The sequence below is a fragment of the Enterococcus sp. 3G6_DIV0642 genome, assembly GCF_002140635.1.
Classification (GTDB): Bacteria; Bacillota; Bacilli; order Lactobacillales; family Enterococcaceae; genus Enterococcus_D; species Enterococcus_D casseliflavus.
Map to the genome: position 1 here is coordinate 2,648,577 of NZ_NGLH01000001.1, position 18,172 is coordinate 2,666,748.

At 42.1% G+C, this 18,172-nt stretch carries 18 protein-coding genes; all 18 read right to left on the reverse strand.

All coding sequences use genetic code 11. The features are described from left to right. Positions 1-85: 85 nt before the first annotated feature. The 18 genes from A5878_RS12780 to eno all read right to left on the reverse strand — a co-directional run bounded on the left by A5878_RS12780 (position 86) and on the right by eno (position 18,132). Positions 86-319 carry a DUF1146 family protein gene (locus A5878_RS12780; protein WP_008380880.1) on the reverse strand — a complete coding sequence of 78 codons (234 nt, stop codon included), beginning with the start codon at positions 317-319 and terminating at the stop codon, positions 86-88. Positions 320-479: 160 nt separating this feature from the next. Beyond that, positions 480-902: a F0F1 ATP synthase subunit epsilon gene (locus A5878_RS12785; RefSeq protein WP_005228716.1), complete on the reverse strand. Its 423-nt coding sequence runs from the start codon at positions 900-902 to the stop codon at positions 480-482. A 31-nt stretch (positions 903-933) separates the two neighbouring features. After that, complete coding sequence (atpD, locus tag A5878_RS12790; RefSeq protein ID WP_005231864.1) at positions 934-2,340, reverse strand: F0F1 ATP synthase subunit beta; 1,407 nt, start codon at positions 2,338-2,340, stop codon at positions 934-936. Between the two features lie 26 nt (positions 2,341-2,366). Continuing rightward, positions 2,367-3,269: a F0F1 ATP synthase subunit gamma gene (locus A5878_RS12795; protein ID WP_086295653.1), complete on the reverse strand. Its 903-nt coding sequence runs from the start codon at positions 3,267-3,269 to the stop codon at positions 2,367-2,369. Positions 3,270-3,284: 15 nt separating this feature from the next. Beyond that, positions 3,285-4,841 (reverse strand): F0F1 ATP synthase subunit alpha, encoded by a 1,557-nt coding sequence (gene atpA, locus A5878_RS12800; protein ID WP_005228708.1) that lies wholly within the window; start codon positions 4,839-4,841, stop codon positions 3,285-3,287. Positions 4,842-4,864: 23 nt separating this feature from the next. After that, on the reverse strand, positions 4,865-5,407 hold the full coding sequence (locus A5878_RS12805) for a F0F1 ATP synthase subunit delta (protein ID WP_010749797.1): 543 nt from the start codon (positions 5,405-5,407) through the stop codon (positions 4,865-4,867). Beyond that, positions 5,394-5,918: a F0F1 ATP synthase subunit B gene (gene atpF, locus A5878_RS12810; protein ID WP_005228706.1), complete on the reverse strand. Its 525-nt coding sequence runs from the start codon at positions 5,916-5,918 to the stop codon at positions 5,394-5,396. The genes A5878_RS12805 and atpF overlap by 14 nt, the downstream gene beginning before the upstream one ends. Positions 5,919-6,006: 88 nt before the next feature. Next, positions 6,007-6,219 (reverse strand): ATP synthase F0 subunit C, encoded by a 213-nt coding sequence (atpE, locus tag A5878_RS12815; RefSeq protein ID WP_005228705.1) that lies wholly within the window; start codon positions 6,217-6,219, stop codon positions 6,007-6,009. A gap of 32 nt (positions 6,220-6,251) precedes the next feature. Continuing rightward, positions 6,252-6,971, reverse strand: a complete 720-nt coding sequence (atpB, locus tag A5878_RS12820; protein WP_008380872.1) for a F0F1 ATP synthase subunit A — start codon at positions 6,969-6,971, stop codon at positions 6,252-6,254. Positions 6,972-7,264: 293 nt separating this feature from the next. Further along, on the reverse strand, positions 7,265-7,723 hold the full coding sequence (smpB, locus tag A5878_RS12825) for an SsrA-binding protein SmpB (RefSeq protein ID WP_008380870.1): 459 nt from the start codon (positions 7,721-7,723) through the stop codon (positions 7,265-7,267). Positions 7,724-7,738: 15 nt separating this feature from the next. Then, positions 7,739-10,099: a ribonuclease R gene (gene rnr / locus A5878_RS12830; RefSeq protein WP_060792849.1), complete on the reverse strand. Its 2,361-nt coding sequence runs from the start codon at positions 10,097-10,099 to the stop codon at positions 7,739-7,741. 3 nt (positions 10,100-10,102) lie between these two features. After that, the gene (locus A5878_RS12835) at positions 10,103-10,855 is read right to left on the reverse strand and encodes a carboxylesterase (RefSeq protein WP_060792848.1); all 753 of its coding nucleotides are present in this window, start codon (positions 10,853-10,855) and stop codon (positions 10,103-10,105) included. Positions 10,856-10,978: 123 nt separating this feature from the next. Next, on the reverse strand, positions 10,979-11,215 hold the full coding sequence (secG, locus tag A5878_RS12840) for a preprotein translocase subunit SecG (RefSeq protein ID WP_005228700.1): 237 nt from the start codon (positions 11,213-11,215) through the stop codon (positions 10,979-10,981). 155 nt (positions 11,216-11,370) lie between these two features. Beyond that, on the reverse strand, positions 11,371-11,643 hold the full coding sequence (locus A5878_RS12845; RefSeq protein WP_060792847.1) for a GNAT family N-acetyltransferase: 273 nt from the start codon (positions 11,641-11,643) through the stop codon (positions 11,371-11,373). A gap of 17 nt (positions 11,644-11,660) precedes the next feature. Next, positions 11,661-12,617, reverse strand: a complete 957-nt coding sequence (locus A5878_RS12850; RefSeq protein WP_015510185.1) for an alpha/beta hydrolase — start codon at positions 12,615-12,617, stop codon at positions 11,661-11,663. A gap of 140 nt (positions 12,618-12,757) precedes the next feature. After that, positions 12,758-15,049: a Cna B-type domain-containing protein gene (locus tag A5878_RS17720; protein WP_256925789.1), complete on the reverse strand. Its 2,292-nt coding sequence runs from the start codon at positions 15,047-15,049 to the stop codon at positions 12,758-12,760. 138 nt (positions 15,050-15,187) lie between these two features. Continuing rightward, entirely contained in the window at positions 15,188-16,303 is a 1,116-nt protein-coding gene (locus tag A5878_RS17725) for a hypothetical protein (RefSeq protein ID WP_256925790.1), read from the reverse strand. A 527-nt stretch (positions 16,304-16,830) separates the two neighbouring features. After that, positions 16,831-18,132 (reverse strand): surface-displayed alpha-enolase, encoded by a 1,302-nt coding sequence (gene eno / locus A5878_RS12860; RefSeq protein ID WP_005234360.1) that lies wholly within the window; start codon positions 18,130-18,132, stop codon positions 16,831-16,833. Positions 18,133-18,172: the final 40 nt, after the last annotated feature.

Below are 18,172 nucleotides of genomic sequence, written 5' to 3' on the forward strand. Positions count from 1 at the left end.
TTCCCTCCAAATAATGCAGTGACTCACACAAATCTTGCCAATTATAGCATAATATTCGGTGTTTTTGCATATATTAATGAAATTCTTAAAAACCTGTTAAAAATAAATTACGACATAACGCAATCAACTCAAGGAAAAAAGTACTGGCGGTGTAGCCTAATGCAATCGCAAGAAACACCATGACCATTCGTATCTGAGTCGTTCGTAAGGCTTTAAAAAAAGCATCGATCCGCACAGATTGCAATGCCCAAAATGCTAAATAGATGAACGCTAAATGACTCACGATTCGAATGATTGCATCAATTCCATACACTTGCATACTTTCTGCTCCTTTTTTCATAATTGAACATTCCTATCATACCACAAAGATGTCAAGATAAAAAATAATCTTTCTTGAAACCTTCATGAAAAGACTTTAAAAAGTTTTTAAAACGTTTTCTTGGAGAAACAAAAAAACAAAGGCAAGAAGCCCTTGTTTTTTAGGAATGTTTTGACACGTTGATTCGATTGATGGCGCGGTGCAAAGCAACCGTTGCGCGCCGAAGCTGGTCGATATCTTCGACTTGTTTGGCTTCTTCGATTTGGCGTTCTGCACGCTGTTTTGCTCTTTCTGCACGTGAAACGTCGATGTCACGATCACGTTCCGCACTATCGGCTACGATCGAGACAACATTGTCTCGCACTTCTAATATACCGCCGTTGACAGCGACCCAGTCGACATGGGTATCTGAATCAATCCGTTTGACCCGGACTTCATCAATCGTCAATGGAACGATGATTGGGGCATGATGCGGCAAAATACCGATCTCACCATCTGTCGTACGTGCAACCACGATTTTCGCGTGATGATCGTAAACCAAACCAGCAGGTGTCACCACATTGACTGTTAAAAATTGATCCATGAGGTTCCCCTCTTTCTTCAAGGCTGGTTAATTAATAGCCAATTTTTTTCGCTTTTTCAATGACATCTTCAATTCGTCCAACACTGCGGAAGGCTTCTTCTGGAAGATCATCATATTTTCCTTCAAGAATCTCTGCAAATCCTTTGATGGTTTCTTCAACTGGCACATAAGAACCAGGTTGTCCCGTAAACTGTTCCGCTACGTGGAAGTTTTGTGACAAGAAGAATTGAATGCGGCGTGCGCGGGCAACTAAGGTTTTTTCATCATCAGACAGTTCATCCATCCCTAAGATGGCGATGATGTCTTGTAATTCCCGATAACGTTGTAACGCATGCTGTACTTCAGTCGCTACTTCATAATGTTTTTCACCAACGATTTCAGGTGCTAACGCACTAGAAGAAGACGCCAGTGGATCAACGGCAGGATAGATCCCTTGTTCGGTCAATTTACGTTCCAAGTTGGTTGTTGCATCCAAATGGGCAAAAGCAGTCGCAGGTGCTGGGTCAGTGTAGTCATCGGCAGGGACATAGATGGCTTGAATAGACGTAACGGAACCTTTCTTCGTCGATGTGATCCGTTCTTGTAATTGCCCCATCTCAGTTGCTAATGTTGGCTGATACCCAACGGCAGACGGCATCCGACCTAGTAAGGCAGATACTTCAGAACCTGCTTGAGTGAAGCGGAAGATATTATCGATAAACAAGAGCACGTCTTGTCCTTCCACATCACGGAAGTACTCGGCTAATGTCAAACCAGTCAAGGCTACCCGCATCCGAGCACCTGGTGGTTCGTTCATTTGTCCAAACACCATGGCTGTTTTTTCGATAACGCCAGATTCTTTCATTTCATTATAAAGGTCATTTCCTTCACGTGTCCGTTCACCAACACCTGTGAAGACAGAGATCCCACCATGCTCTTGGGCGATGTTGTGGATCAATTCTTGGATCAAGACGGTTTTACCAACACCGGCACCACCGAAAAGTCCAACTTTCCCCCCTTTTAAATAAGGGGCTAACAAATCGATAACTTTGATCCCAGTTTCAAGGATCTCCGTACTTGTTGACAATTCATCAAAGTCAGGTGCTTTTTTGTGAATCCCACTGCGGGGTGCTTCTTCAGGGAACGGCGCTTCTAAATCGATGGTGTCCCCTAAGACATTAAACACCCGTCCTAAGGTTTCTGTCCCAACTGGAACAGAAATGGAGGCGCCTGTATCGATTACTTCCATTCCTCGTTGTAAGCCATCTGTTGATTCCATGGCAATCGTACGGATAACGCCGTCGCCAAGTTCTAAGGCAGCTTCTAACACAACTTTTGTTTTCTGCTCATCTTTTTTGTAAACAATCAACGCATTGTTGATATCTGGTAATGATTGGTCTAGAGAGAATTCCACGTCAACAACGGGACCAATGACTTGAACAATCTTGCCTGAACTCATTCGTATTCCTCCATTCGTTCTTGAAACTATTCTAACGCGGATGCCCCCGCCACAATTTCAGTAATTTCTTGGGTGATCGCTCCTTGGCGCGCTCGGTTGTATGAGATCGTCAAGTCCCCAATAATATTTTTGGCATTATCTGTTGCTGTTTTCATCGCTGTCATTCCGGCAGCATGCTCGGCTGTTTTTGCGTCAACAATCGCACCATAAATCAAGCTTTCAGCGTATTGAGGCAGTAATTGATTCAAAATCGCTTCTCTGGAAGGTTCAAACAAGTATTCTTGTTCATAACTTTCGGCTTCTTCAGGATCTAAATCGGATATCGGCAACATTTTCTCCACACGAAATTGGCTAGTCAATGAATTGATGTGATGGTTATAACACACATATAATTCATCGAAGACCTCGTTTTGGTACATCGTGGTTGCCAATGTTACGATTTTACGTACCTCATCAAAGCTTGGTTGATCCGAAAGGTTTCTTAACTCGTACGCCAAATTGATGCCCCGTGCTTTGAAAAAGTCAGCGCCAGTTGCACCAATGGTAATCATGACATACTCTTCTTCTTTTGCATGGTCTTCATCCAGCATGGTCATCATTTGTTTTAAGATGGAACTATTATAGCCGCCCACTAGACCGCCATCAGAAGTGATGACGATATAGCCTGTGCGTTTGACCGGACGACTAACCAACATACTGTTATAGTTCACACCATCTTTAGGACCAGAACCTGCAAGATCGGAAAGCTGCTGCGCAGTCAAATGCGTAACGATTTCACGTACTTTGTTGGCATACACTTGAAACTGTTTCGAATGAGCTTCAGATTTTGTTAATTTTGCAGCTGAAACCATTTGCATGGCCTTTGTGATTTGGCTGGTTTTCTTTGTTGAGGCAATTCGTTGCTTGATTTCATTTAATGAAGCAGCCATTTTCTCTCACCTCTTTTATGCGTTTTGCATTGTCGATATTTTATCTTGCGGTGTCACCCGAGAACTGTTGGATGCCATGAAAATATCTTTGAATGCTTTAATGGTGTCATCTAACAAGCTTTCTTCTGGCAAGTCTTTCGTTGTCCGAATGGTTTCAAAAATCGTTGCTGCGTTTGCTTCGATATACTCAAATAATTCTGCTTCAAAGTCCAATAGTTTATTGACAGGTACACTATCAATGAATCCATGCGTCAACGCATAAAGAATCACGACTTGTTTTTCGACTGCCAATGGTTCATGTAGTTTTTGCTTTAAGATTTCAACGGTACGACGACCGCGGTTTAATTTGGCTTGTGTCGCAGCATCTAGATCAGACCCAAATTGTGTGAAGGCTTCTAGCTCGCGGTAACTTGCCAAGTCCAAACGCAAGGTTCCAGCAACTTTCTTCATCGCTTTGATCTGTGCAGAACCACCAACCCGTGAAACGGACAATCCAGCCGCTACGGCAGGACGCACACCTGAATAGAATAGGTCATTTTCTAAGAAAATTTGTCCATCTGTGATAGAAATCACGTTGGTTGGGATATAGGCTGAGATATCCCCCGCTTGCGTTTCAACGAACGGCAGTGCCGTCATTGATCCGCCACCTAGTTCATCACTTAATTTCGCTGCACGTTCCAATAAACGAGAGTGCAAGTAGAAGACATCCCCTGGGTATGCTTCACGACCTGGCGGACGGCGTAGAAGGAGAGAAAGTTCACGGTAAGCGACTGCTTGTTTTGATAAGTCATCAAAGACGATCAAAACATGTTTGCCGTTATACATGAATTCTTCTCCCATTGCTGCCCCGGCATAAGGTGCGATGTAAAGCAATGGTGCTGGTTGTGAAGCACCTGCTGAAACAACGATCGTGTAATCAAGTGCACCGTAACGGCGTAATGTTTCTACTTGTGCACGAACCGTTGAGTCTTTTTGACCAATAGCGACATAGATACAGATCATGTCTTGCCCTTTTTGGTTAATGATCGCATCGATCGCAATCGTTGTTTTCCCGGTTTTCCGGTCACCGATGACTAATTCCCGTTGGCCACGACCGATTGGTACTAAAGCATCAATAGCTTTCAACCCTGTTTGCATTGGTTCCGATACGGATTTCCGTTGCATTACACCTGGTGCAGCTGCTTCAACTGGGCGTGATTTGTCTGTTTCGATCGGACCTAAGCCATCGATCGGTTGCCCTAATGGGTTCACTACCCGGCCAATTAATGCATCGCCGACAGGAACTTCCATGATTTTACCGGTTCGTTTTACTTTGTCTCCTTCACGAATGGTTTCAAAATCACCTAGGATGATGATACCGACATCGTTTGATTCTAAGTTTTGTGCCATCCCATAAGAACCGTTTGAAAACTCAAGCAGTTCTCCACTCATGGCATTTTCTAAACCGTGGGCGCGGGCGATCCCGTCCCCAACATATGTGACAGTACCGATTTCTTCTACAGAAAGTTCGTTCTGATAATTTTTAATTTGCTCTTTGATCAAGGCACTAATTTCTTCTGCTTTGATGGCCATCCGATTCACCTCTTATCTCTTGTTTATCTGCCGATTTTTTGTCGCAGATAATCCAGTTGGCTCTTAATACTACCGTCGATCACTTGATGATTTGCTTCAACGATGACTCCGCCTAAAATCGTTGGATCGACCGTTTCTTTCAATTGTGCCTGCTTGTACCCAAGCTTATCGGCGATTTGCTTTTCGATTTTGCTTTTTTGTTCTGCTGACAAAGCAACAGCCGTTGTGATCGTTCCGAGAACAAGACCTTGATATTCATCGTAACGACGTTCGTATTCATCAATGATCAGCAATAGATCATCCATGCGATCATATTCATAAACGATCTCTAAGAAATTTCTGACCAAGCCTTCAAAGCCCTTCAGCAATTGATCGACTAATTGTCTTTTTTCATGGAGATCCAAGCGGTTATCCGTCACGATCTGACCGAATGTTGGAATCTCCTGATAAATCTGACGCAAGGTCATTAATTCTTGGTAAACTTCTGTCAAGCGCTGTTCTTCCATCGCCAATTCGAACAAGGCTTTTCCATAGCGTTTTCCCACTGTGAATTTATCGAGTTTCATTAACTGAACCCAATCCTTCGATATATTGATTGATTAGGGATTCATGATTTTCGGGAGTCAATTCGCGGCCTAAGATTTTTTCTGCGATTTGAAGCGAAAGTTCTGCAACATCATCTTTCACTTCTTTTAACGCAGTTTCTTTTTCAAGGGTGATATCTGAGTTTGCTTTTTCTTTCAAACGAGCCACTTCTTCTTTGGTCTCGCTCAAAATATTTTGCCGACTCAATTCCCCGCTATCTTTGGCGCTCTTGATGATCTCCGCAGCTTCAGAATGAGAACGTGCCAATTTTTCTTGGCGTTCTTTTTCTAATTTTGCTGCATTCAAGCGTGATTGTTCCGCTGAATCCAAATCATTGGCGATTTTATCTTCCCGTTTTTGCATCATGCTGCTGATGGCATCCCATGCAAAATGTTTCAATAAGAATAGCAAAAGAAGAATTGATCCGCTGACAACGATAATATTGCCAAGCATTGGATTTTGAACTTCCGCTATAACCAACTGATTTAGCATAACGATTCTTCCTTTCTGAAAGTCATTGTTTCATTAGAAAAAAGCAAAAACGAGTGCAATTGTTCGTTTCTGCCTTTTCGTGCTTGTCTTATCGGAAGACTAATAACAGCGCGATAACTACCCCTAGAATCGGTACAGCTTCGACTAACGCTACCCCGATAAACATTGTTGAACGTAGTTGACCTGACATTTCAGGTTGGCGTGCCATTGATTCGATCGTTTTTGCGATTACTTGTCCGTTACCATATCCTGCACCAATTGCTGCTCCGATAATTGCTAGTCCTGCTCCAATAAAGTTCATTCTTTTTTCCTCCTAATTGTATGTCGATTCGATTAATGTTCTGCCACGATTTTGTGGCTCATAAATACCATGGTCAATGTAACAAATACATAAGCTTGGATCGCTCCAATAAAGAGTGAGAAGCCAATCCAGATCATTTCTAGCGGCATCACGATCGGTAATGACCACCAACCAAGACTAATAAACATGTTGGCAATCAATCCTAATAACACTTCCCCTGCGAATATATTTCCATATAAACGCAAGCCTAACGTGATGACATTCGTAAATTCTTCGATGATTTTTAGCGGCAATAAGAACCCCACCGGTTTCAAGTACGAATTGATCAAGTAATTTTTGAAGCCCAACGACTTGATCCCAAAGAAATGTGTCAAGGAAATAACCATAAGTGCGAGTGTCAGTGTAACAAACGGGTCTGCTGTCGGACTTTTCCATAAGGTAATGTCATCTGTCGTCACGATTTTTGTGACTAACCCGATCTCATTTGCCACAAACACAAAAAGAAACATTGTTACACCGAGCAAATGAAAGTTGTTCACTTGAGATCCTGGTAGATTGTCCGCTACGATACCGCGAACAAAGTCAATGACCCATTCAATGAAGTTCTGCTTCCCTTTCGGTTTCATTTGCAGATTACGTGTACAAATAAAGACCACCAAAAAAACAATAATACAAGAAATGATTGTCATCATAGCTACAGTTCCATCAAACCATATAGGACCGATATGAAACATAAGCGATTTATCTTCCAATCTTTCTCACCTCTTTTCCTGTCATCTCCAGAAAAAAATCTGGTGTTACAATGCGTTTCCTCTCATAACAATCGGTATCATACCACCACGAATGGAAAATTTCAAAGCATTTTCAAGAAAATTAGACAAAAAACTCACAATGCTAAAAATCCTAAATTAAATGAAAAATCCCCGTGTCGCTATGTGGAAGAAAAAGCCTGTTATATCAACAGCTTTCCCTTAAATGCTACCAAATTTAGCGCGATTTTCAAAGCAATAACCTCTATCGGATTCTAAAAGAAGTTCTTAGAAAATTAGAAATTTCTAAGAACTCGGTCAATTTGTCTTTCTTGATCTTTGCGTTTCAAGGATTCCCGCTTGTCATATTCGCGTTTTCCTTTCGCTAAACCAATCAAAACTTTGGCATAACCATCCTTGATATACACCTTTAATGGAACGATCGTCATGCCGGTATTTTTTGTTTCGCCAATCAGACGAGCAATCTGCTTTTTATGCAGTAACAGTTTTCTTGTCCGTAGTGGATCATGATTAAAAATGTTTCCTTGCTCGTAAGGGCTGATATGCACATTGACTAAGAATGCCTCACCATTGCGAATGCGTACAAAGCCGTCTTTCAAATTGATCCGACTGTTACGGATCGCTTTGATCTCTGTTCCCTGTAAGACGATCCCCGCTTCGATCGTATCGAGGATCGTGTAATCATGGCGGGCCTTTTTGTTTTGGGCGATTAATTTCCCTTCTCCTTTAGGCACGGGCCATCCCTCCAATTATTTTTTCTTGATTCCTTTATAAAAAGGTTTTTTCTTTTTCACTTTGCCAGCTTTCTTTGATTTGCCTTTACCGGTTTGTTCAAAGCGTTTCCCTTGGTTTTTCTCAGGGTTGCGTTGCTTTTTCCCGCGACGGTTCGCTTCATTTTTTTGATGGTTGTTTCGTTTGTTAGCTTTTGGTGCTTGCAGTTTTTCGACTTCTTCTGCTGCTACCAATTCAAAATCGATCTCTCTTGTTTCAGGATCAGCTTTCACGACTTTGATACGAACTTTTTGACCAATTTTAAAGGTCAAGCCTGTCCGTTCCCCTACAAGTGCCAGATGGTTTTCCAAATAATGGAAGTAATCTTGCTTCAGATTATTGATATGGATCAGCCCTTCAATCGTGTTAGGCAATTCAATAAACAAGCCAAACTTAACGACGGAACTGATGATACCCTCAAACTCTTCTCCTACTTTATCGGCCATATACTCAGCTTTTTTAAGCGCATCGACTTCTCTTTCTGCATCGACTGCTCGTCGTTCCATTTGGGAGCTGTGCATGGCGATGTCAGGCAAGATTTCCGCCCATTTGTTTTGGTTGGCTTCAGAGACATCTTCACTGTAAGAACGAATCAAGCGATGCACGATCAAGTCGGGGTACCGACGGATCGGTGACGTGAAGTGGGTATAATCTTCCGCTGCCAAACCATAGTGGCCGACGTTTTCTTCTGAATACTTCGCTTGCTGCATACTTCTGAGCAGCATCGTATTGACAACCATTGCCTCTGGCTTATCCGCGACATCTTCAACCACTTTTTGCAGTTGTTTTGGTGAGATCGAGCCGTTGGTTTGTTTGACTACGATCCCTAAAGCAGATGCAAAATCAAAGAAGCGGCGCATTTTCTCTTCTTTTGGTTCCTCATGGATCCGATAAATAAATGGTAAATGCTTCCGATTGAAATGGCGCGCCACGGTTTCATTGGCTGCCAACATGAAGGACTCGATCAATCGTTCGCCGACGCCACGTTCTCTCAGAACGATTTCTTGCGGGTGTCCTTCTCCATCGACCAAGACTTTTGCTTCTCGGTCTTCAAAAGAAACCGCCCCACGTTTGATGCGCATCGTTTCTAACACGTGGTGCAAGGCGGCCATATCATGGAACATCGGTACTAGTTTCGCATATTCTTTGCTGGTTTCTGGATCATTGTCTTCAATAATTTGATTGACTGCCTGATAAGTCATGCGGGCACTTGTTTGAATAATACTTTGGAAAATATTGTAATCCGTGACGATCCCCTCTTGGTTGATCCACATTTCACAGCTCATGGCCAACCTTGGCACATTCGGATTCAACGAACAGATCCCGTTTGATAAACGTTGTGGGATCATCGGGATCACTCGATCCGTTAGATAGACACTCGTTCCCCGCTCAAAAGCTTCTTTGTCCAACGCACTGTTTTCTGTCACATAATAAGAAACATCGGCGATATGCACGCCCAAATAGAAGCTGCCGTCAGGCAATGCTTTTACCGTCACCGCATCATCCAAATCTTTGGCATCCGCTCCATCGATCGTTACGATCTGTTGATCTCGCAAATCCCGTCGTTCTGGAAAGTCAGCAGGATCGATCGTATCGGGTACTGCATCTGCCGCTGCCAAGGTTTCTTCCTCAAATTTTGTGGGAATCCCATTCGCCACGACGATCGATAAAATATCCATTCCAGGATCGTTTTTATGCCCCACAACTTTTGTGATCAACCCCTCTAAGCTTTTCGAATAGCCTTTTTCTGGATAATGGCTGATCTCAACGATCACGATGCTGCCGTCTACTGGACGAATTCCTTGGGCGCCGATAAACACCTTTAAATCGCTTAGTTTTTTATCTTTAGGTTGAACAACGCCATATAGATCCGATTCTTCGATCTCTTTTTCGTCAAATAATGTAAACTCGCCGACCAACTGACTGATGGCGCGTTGTTTGATTTCTACGACCTTTCCCTCTGCGCCGCGATCTGAAAAAGGATCGGCAACATGCACGATGTCTACAGCAACGGTATCGCCGTCCATGGCATAGCCTGTTGCTTCTTTAGGTATATAAATATCGTCTTCTTCTTCATCCAACGTGACAAAGCCGAAGCCTCGCTCATTGGCACGGAAGGTTCCTTCCACAAACACACGTTTCATGGGTAATTTCACTTTGCCTTTTTTGTTAAAAATCACACTGCCTTCTCGTTCCATCGCCGCTACTGTCTGGACAAGATTCTTAAAGTCTGTACTTTTTTGAAGTCCTAGACCTTCAGCAATTTCTTCCATTGAAAAACTTTTTTTACGGCTTTCTTCGAGAAACTGAATGATTTTTGTTTTAATCGTTTCTGTCATAACTCACTCTTTCCAAGCAAGTGTTTCTAAGAAAGCAAACACATCCTGCTCTAATTTTTTCCGTTCTGGTCCCACGGTCACCACATGACCGCTTTCGGGATACCATTGAAGCGTATAGGGAACATGGGACAATGCCGCTGCGGTTTTGAAAACCGTCTGTGGATCGATCATTTGGTCCCTTCCTGCTTGCGCCAAGAAGACTGGGCGCTCGATTTTTCCTAAATGCTCAGCTGTGGTTTGTCCGACTGTTTCGATTCCTTGCAGTTGTTCTCTGACCTTACGAGGGACTTCTGCCAATATTTCTTTTTGGGTCGCCTCATCTAAATCAGCGTAGGGTATGACCATTTCCGCATACTTTTCAAAATTGACTGGCACTTCATTCTTGGTTTCAAATAATGGAGAACAAAACAGTCCGCCCCCCATCAATGTTGGGTCTTGCGTCAAACGATCCATCGCTAAAATCCCACCCATCGAAAGTCCAAGAACGGCAACTTCCTCATAGCCTTTTTCTTTCACATAAGCAACTGCATCCGCAGCATCCTGCTGCCAAACAGTCATTCCTTGATTTAAGATATCATCTGGATTCGGTGTACCATGTCCAGTAAACATCGGTGTATAAACCGTGTAGTCTTTTTGTTCTAACGAACGACAAAGCATGCGCACATCGTTAGGACTGCCTGAATAGGCATGGAACAAAATGACCGCTCGTTTGCCGTGTTCAGCAAAAACCGGTTTTGGTTGATTAAATGTTTTCATGTTTCCTTTCACCTCACGTCCAATTCTACCATAGTTAGCAAGAATACTTCGACAAATGCGATCAAAATCTTCCCGTTAAAAAGAAAAAAACCTCTCTTTACGAGAGGTTCGCTAACAAAGTGATTAGTTTGATGAAAGAAAAGCCAAAATAAAGAGCAAGACCATCCAAACAAAACCTAAAATGGCCGTTGAACGCTGCATCACCGCTTCAAATCCACGGGCTTTTTGCTTACCAAACAATTGATCTGCACCGCCGGTAAAGGCACTAGCTGCACTATTTTGCTTGCTAGGCTGCATCATGATCGTAATGACCATTAAAATCGAAATAACGATCACAGCAGTTAATAAGATGTTATACACGTTAGCTCCTCCTTGCTTGCTAAAGTCGTCCTTTCCATTTTAGCATTTTCCGCTGGAAATTACTACTCTCTTTTTGTCATTGCCCGTTGCAGGACGGTTTAAAAAAAGACTGTCCTTTCTGACAGCCTTTTTCTCATAGATCACTTTCGTTCAAATCAGCGAACGAGTACGTCATCGTATTCTGGTTTTTCTTTGAACTCTTTGACCGCAAAGGAGCAGACAGGCATAATTTTTTTCTCTTCCCGTCTTGCTTTTTCAACAACCGCTTTGAGTAATTTTTGCGCCAATTGCTGGCCGCGATAATCAGGGTTGACGAAGGTGTGGTCTACTTCTAGAACATTATCTGGCGTTTCTTGCCATGTGATTTCTCCCACCTCTTTTTCTCCATCATACAAAGCAAAACGTTTATTTTCTTCTTTGATTTCCATTGCTTTCTTCCTTTCTATCAGACGATGTCTGTATTTTGTTTGATATTCTCAATGAATTGCAAAACGGTTGGCCAATATTCTGGTGCATCTTTCACTGCCTGTAAATGTCCCATATTCGCAAAGAGGACTTTTTGTTTCGGTCCAGCCGTTGCTTCCATTAAGGTATTGATCTCTTTTTCCGAAAGAAACGAATCTTTTTCTCCTTGTAAAAACAGCACAGGTAAATGGTTGCTGCCGACTTGTCGGGTCACCGAGATCTGCAAGAAGGGATAACCGACTAATTGTTTGCTATAGCGATTCGCTAAGCGCAAAAAGCGTTTGATCGGTAACCGAGAAAATTGCGGCAAGCTTGATCGGATCGCACTGTAAACGGACGTATAGCTGCTGTCTGAGATCAACCCAGCCACTTGCACAGGCATGACTTCTCCACTAGCCAGCAGCAAAGTCGCAGCCCCCATTCCTAAACCATAGAGGAAGATTTGTGTTTGTGGGTCTTTTTCCAAAATCTTATCGATCCACAAAAGCAGATCCATCCGATCTAGCCACCCTAAACCGATCTCTTTGCCTTCACTGCGGCCATGTCCACGTAAATCAGGAACTAAAACATTGTAACCGGCAGACCAGAATTTCTCGGCTGCCTCTTGACAATCTGCTTGTCCATCACTGCGATACCCGTGCAAGCAGATCACCCACGTTTTTGCACACTGATCAAAGACTTCCGCTGTTAGGATCAGATCATCGGCGGTCGTTACCGTACAATCCGAACCTTGTGCCCAAAAAGCTGAACTCTTTGTTGCGATCCGCTCTTTGTATGGAATCCCCAGTTTCTTTCTGCCTTCTTTTTCATACCATTCATTGTTTCGCATAATGATCGCCGAAACAAAATAGCGTACGCCCTTTTTCAAAACAGACGTGCGATAAACATAGTACACCAAAAAACCAAAAATAAGCAGTAGTAGCAATAGCCAAACCATAGGATCCCCCCTTCATTTTAGTTTACCATTTACAATGGATTTCAGCCAAAGTTTTGTCGCAGGTCTTAAATAAGTCCTATACTTTTAAAAAAAACTTTGCCCTGCTTATCTGTTAGAAGTCAGGGCAAAGTTTTGATTGGTTAACTATGTTTTCGTCGATAAAGCATGCCAACGCTTGTAACGAGTAAAATACTTCCAAGGATACTCCACACATAAGAAGAGCGCTCGTTTGTCTTAGGCAATCGTTTTTCAGTAGTCGCATGGTTTGCGTCATTCTTGTTGTCATCTTCCGGTTGTTTAGATGTATCTGGCTTTTTAGGTGACAACGGGACCTGCGGCTTTTTAGGATCACTCGGGGTTTTCGGTGTCTCTGGCCCTGTATAAGTGTTGACTAAGTTATAGCCATTTATTTTGGTGGTGTAATCTGGAACTTTTCCTTCTTGGATCCTGTAGGTATAGGCTTTTCCTTCGGCATCGTATTTTGGCAGATCGTCAAAGCGATAGGTCCAGTTGCCTTTTTTATCGGCTTTTACGATTTTTTCTGCGTATTTTTCGCCGTTTTGCATCAGCTTGACAGTGATGCTTTCAGGGCGGGTATTGAACTTGTTGTCGTAGTCATTCCATGTCTTTGTTCCTGATACTTCTGTCGTTTCGGTGTTACGGTAGGTGTTGACTAAGTCATAGCCGTTTACTTTGGTGGTGTATCCTGAAACTTTTTCTTCTTGGATCGTGTAAGTGTAGGCTTTTCCTTCGGCATCGTATTTTGGCAGCTTATCAAAGCGATAGGTCCAGTTGCCGTGGTTATCTGACTTTACATTTTTTTCTGCGTATTTTTCGCCGTTTCGCATCAGCTTGACAGTGATGCTTTCTGGGCGTGTGTTGAATTGATTGTCGTTGTCATTCCAAGTTTTTCTGCCTGAAACTGTGGTTGTTTCCGTATTGACTAGGTCATAGCCGTTTACTTCACTGATATATCCTGGAACATTTTCTTCTTGAATCGTGTAAGTGTAGGCTTTTCCTTTGGCATCGTACTTAGGCAGATTGTCAAAGCGATAGGTCCAGTTGCCGTGGTTATCTGACTTTACATTTTTTTCTGCGTATTTTTCGCCGTTTCGCATCAGCTTGACAGTGATATTTTCAGGGCGGGTGTTGAATTGGTTGTCGTTGTCATTCCAAGTTTTTCTGCCTGAAACTGTGGTTGTTTCCGTATTGACTAGGTCATAGCCGTTTACTTCACTGATATATCCAGAAACGTCTGCTTCTTGAATCGTGTAAGTGTAGGCTTTTCCTTCGGCATCATACTTAGGCAAATTGTCAAATCGATAGGTCCAGTCGCCTTGGTTAACTGCTTTTACGATTTGTTTGTCAATCTCTTTACCGTTTTGCATTAAGTCGACAGTGATACTTTCTGGACGTGTGTTGAACTTGTTTTCGTAGTCATTCCATGTTTTCGTTCCTGATACTTTTGTCGTTTCAGTATTACGGTAGGTGTTGACTAGGTCATAGCCATTTACTTTGGTGGTGTATCCTTCAACGGGTGTTTCTTGAATTGCGTAGTCATAGGTCTGACCAGATTCGTCGGTTGTCGGTAGATCAGTAAATTCATAATGCCATTCTCCCTCTTTATTTTGGGTAACCGTTTTTGTTTGGAACACTTCACCATTTTGCAGTAATTGAACCGTAATGCTTGTCGGACGGGTATTAAATTTGTTGTCATAATCGTCCCACGTTTTGGTTCCGCTGACTGTCGTTGTATCAAGAGACAGCAGGTGATTCATTGCAGCTAATTTGATTATCGGTACAACCGTTTCATTGGCTTGAAGATCCCAGCGGTGGGTTTCCGCATTGACCAATACCGTATCAGCAATGATACTGCCGTCAACATTTTGGTGGACATCAACTGTATCACCAACAGCCAAAATCGTTCCTTGGAAGGGACTATTGATCGAAATCATTTGATTTTCTGGCTGATTAATAAAATTCCACAGGATAACGGCATCATCAAACGCTTCTGTTTCATGACTATTGCGCATCGTGCCATCTGTATATTCTAGTTTGATTTGCGACTTGATATTAACGGTACTTGCTCCTTCAGTATCCACATTGATGAGTACAGGAGACGTGCCTTTTGTTAGCCCTTTGATGGTAATGGGTGTATCTTTTTCTAATTCTGTTTTTGAAAGAGTAACGACTACCTTTTGATCTTCTTCATCAATAGTATCTGCCGAAAAGGAAATTGGTTTCTTGTCGATTAGATAACCATCTGGCGCTTCTGTTTCAACAAAGGAATAGTCCCCTTCTGGAAGATCCGTTTCGATTACTTGTCCATCATCATTTGTGACCTCTTCATCAACCTCTTTATGTGTCTTTTTATTTTGAAGTTCGTAAACACCGTCATCAAGCGGGTTTCCTTGTTCATCCGTTAAGGTCAACACAACCTCTTGCGTATCATTTTCAGCACGGGCGGTATTGATGACCCGCTGATTATTATCAGTAAAGTCTTTGGTTACACCGGGTGTTTGCGGATAGGCTCCTAGCCTTTCTGACGTCGCCTGTAACGTTGAAAATACCTATTTAAAATCTATATACGGTTCACTTGCAGATTGATCTTGGAAAACTTCGGAAGTTTTCAAGTGATCCATTCTCTGTCCATTTACAAAAACGGCAGGTTGTTGATTTTGATCTGCTAAATCTACTGTGACTGATGGGCCAAAAACAACTTTGTTTTTTCTGCTATCAGTTCCTGACACAAAGGAAGAATTTGCGATCGTATTGACCTTTTGAATATAATTGATTTCTGTTGCCAACGAACCATCCTGAATACTGGTTCCAAAATTGACATTTCCATTTAGTTCTCCCACTGCTAAGTTTCCGTTCGTGTGGGTATTTAGCGTCGCATGGTTAGCAAAAATATGAAAAAACTGGGCTTCTCCTAGAAGTACGTCATCAACTTCTGGCACATCATTTTTAAAGCTGCCGCCACTTGACAGTTTTGAAGCTGCTGGTGCACTTGCTTGTGTATTAAGTGGTGATTCTATGGCTGTTGATGCGGTAGTTGACTCTGCTTGTGGTTGTGACTCGCTGCTTTTTGTTGCAGGCTGTTTTTCGGAAGCCCCTGTTTGTTCCTGACTGTCAGCAAGCACTGCTTCGGCACTCGTTGCTTCTGTGGATTCATTTTCAGGTAGAACAACTGCTACATCTGTTGAATTGATGATGTCTTCTTTCACTTGTCCATTTTCTTCCTCTGTTTGAAGAAAGGCGGATTTGATTGTCAATGTTTCAAGAGCTTTTGTTTGAAACGTTAGCGTCATTTGGCTAAAGGAGCTGCTAGTACTTTCTTCCATCAGCTGCTGTCTTTGCGGATCATATGTAAATGGCGTGCCGTTGCTTTGGATTGATTCTGGCAGAACCGTTTGTTCTCCTTCACTCAAACTGAATGCTAGTTGATTAGCAGCAGACTGCTGATTCTTTTCTACCTCGATCGTCCAAGTGATTTCTCCTGTGGTAGGATCTGGTAATGAGGTCACTTGCGCAGTGCCCTTTTCGTTTTGAAATAGGATTGTTTTGGGATTCTCCTCGGTGTCCGCATTGGCTGTGATGACTGATAATAAAGGCGCCAAATAGGATAACATAAGTAAGGACAGCATGAACATTGGGTAAGCTATTTTTTTCACATAAGTACACATTTCTCTTCCTCCAAACAACAAATTTTACTCAGGTGATTATCCTAATCGGAAAGAAGAAAAAAAGCAAAGCTAATGAAATTTCGATTCTGTGAAAAAAGTGAGAGAAACCATTGATACCTGTCTTTTGATTCCAAGCGAATTCGTGAAGATGAAATAGGATTTCTTTAAAATCAAAATGTAAAAGAATAATATTTTCATAAAAAATAGTCAAAATCGATAAAGATTCTTTTGATCGTGACCAAAGTCTTTTTGTTTCAACTCAACTAACCAAAGCCTTTGCCGCTCCTTCAACAAAATTTCACTTGTTAGAAAATATCATTTTGAAAATACCGATGAAAGCTTTCATAAAACATCCATTTATTTTCATTTTATATTAAAAAAATTTTAGCAGATTCTTTAAAACCTTATGGTTATTTTCTGTCTATTTATAAGATCTCTTAACTTTTATTAAACAAAAAACTCTGATGTCGTGGCAGCTGATAAGAATCAGCCGCCCACAGAACATCAGAGCAAATCAATGAAATTGATTATTTATTTTTTAAGTTGTAGAAAGCTTGCAAGCCTTTGTATTCAGCAACTTCACCAAGTTGGTCTTCGATACGTAGTAATTGGTTGTATTTTGCAATACGGTCAGTACGTGAAAGAGAACCAGTTTTGATTTGGCCAGCGTTTGTTGCAACTGCGATATCAGAGATTGTTGAATCTTCTGTTTCACCTGAACGGTGAGAAACGACTGCAGTGTAACCAGCTTCTTTCGCCATTTCGATAGCATTGAATGTTTCAGTCAATGTACCGATTTGGTTAACTTTGATAAGGATTGAGTTACCGATACCGTTTTTGATTCCTTTTTCAAGGATTTCAGTATTTGTAACGAACAAGTCATCCCCTACTAATTGAACTTTGTCGCCTAAGCGTTCAGTTAATAGTTTCCAACCATCCCAGTCGTTTTCATCCATACCGTCTTCGATAGTGATGATTGGGTATTTGTTAACTAATTCTTCTAAGTAGTCAACTTGTTCAGCAGCAGTACGTTTTACGCCGTTTTCGCCTTCAAATTTAGAGTAGTCGTAAACACCGTTTTCGTAGAATTCTGATGATGCACAGTCAAATCCTAGGTATACGTCTTTACCTGGTTCTAAACCAGCAGCTTTGATTGCTTCTAAGATTGTTTCAACACCGTCTTCAGTTCCTTCAAAACGAGGAGCGAAACCACCTTCGTCACCTACTGAAGTTTCTAAACCACGTTTAGACAAGATTGATTTCAAAGCGTGGAATACTTCAGTACCCCAACGTAAGCCTTCTTTGAATGTAGGTGCGCCTACAGGCAAGATCATGAATTCTTGGAAAGCGATTGGTGCGTCAGAGTGAGAACCACCGTTGATGATGTTCATCATAGGAGTTGGCAATACTTTTGTATTGAATCCGCCTAAGTAGTGGTATAAAGGTACTTCTAGGTAATCAGCAGCTGCACGAGCAACAGCGATAGAAACACCAAGAATCGCGTTTGCGCCTAATTTGCCTTTGTTAGGAGTTCCGTCTAAAGCGATCATTGCTTTATCGATAGCCATTTGGTCACGTACATCGTAGCCGATGATAGCTTCTGCAATGATGTTATTTACATTGTCAACTGCTTTCGTTACACCTTTACCGCCATAACGAGCTTTGTCGCCATCACGTAATTCAACTGCTTCGTGTTCACCTGTTGAAGCTCCTGAAGGAACCATTCCGCGGCCGAAAGCACCTGATTCTGTGTAGACTTCTACTTCGATAGTTGGGTTACCACGTGAGTCTAAGACTTCGCGTGCGTAAACATCAGTAATAATTGACATGTTTTGTCTCTCCTTTGAGTTTGTTTTATCTTAAGGGGAA

Coding starts and splice junctions, on each gene's coding strand:
- A5878_RS12780 (WP_008380880.1), bottom strand. CDS start 319: ATGCAAGTGTATGGAATTGATGCAATCATTCGAATCGTGAGTCATTTA.
- A5878_RS12785 (WP_005228716.1), bottom strand. CDS start 902: ATGGATCAATTTTTAACAGTCAATGTGGTGACACCTGCTGGTTTGGTT.
- atpD (WP_005231864.1), bottom strand. CDS start 2,340: ATGAGTTCAGGCAAGATTGTTCAAGTCATTGGTCCCGTTGTTGACGTG.
- A5878_RS12795 (WP_086295653.1), bottom strand. CDS start 3,269: ATGGCTGCTTCATTAAATGAAATCAAGCAACGAATTGCCTCAACAAAG.
- atpA (WP_005228708.1), bottom strand. CDS start 4,841: ATGGCCATCAAAGCAGAAGAAATTAGTGCCTTGATCAAAGAGCAAATT.
- A5878_RS12805 (WP_010749797.1), bottom strand. CDS start 5,407: ATGAAACTCGATAAATTCACAGTGGGAAAACGCTATGGAAAAGCCTTG.
- atpF (WP_005228706.1), bottom strand. CDS start 5,918: ATGCTAAATCAGTTGGTTATAGCGGAAGTTCAAAATCCAATGCTTGGC.
- atpE (WP_005228705.1), bottom strand. CDS start 6,219: ATGAACTTTATTGGAGCAGGACTAGCAATTATCGGAGCAGCAATTGGT.
- rnr (WP_060792849.1), bottom strand. CDS start 10,099: ATGACAGAAACGATTAAAACAAAAATCATTCAGTTTCTCGAAGAAAGC.
- A5878_RS12835 (WP_060792848.1), bottom strand. CDS start 10,855: ATGAAAACATTTAATCAACCAAAACCGGTTTTTGCTGAACACGGCAAA.
- A5878_RS12845 (WP_060792847.1), bottom strand. CDS start 11,643: ATGGAAATCAAAGAAGAAAATAAACGTTTTGCTTTGTATGATGGAGAA.
- A5878_RS12850 (WP_015510185.1), bottom strand. CDS start 12,617: ATGGTTTGGCTATTGCTACTACTGCTTATTTTTGGTTTTTTGGTGTAC.
- A5878_RS17725 (WP_256925790.1), bottom strand. CDS start 16,303: ATGTGTACTTATGTGAAAAAAATAGCTTACCCAATGTTCATGCTGTCC.
- eno (WP_005234360.1), bottom strand. CDS start 18,132: ATGTCAATTATTACTGATGTTTACGCACGCGAAGTCTTAGACTCACGT.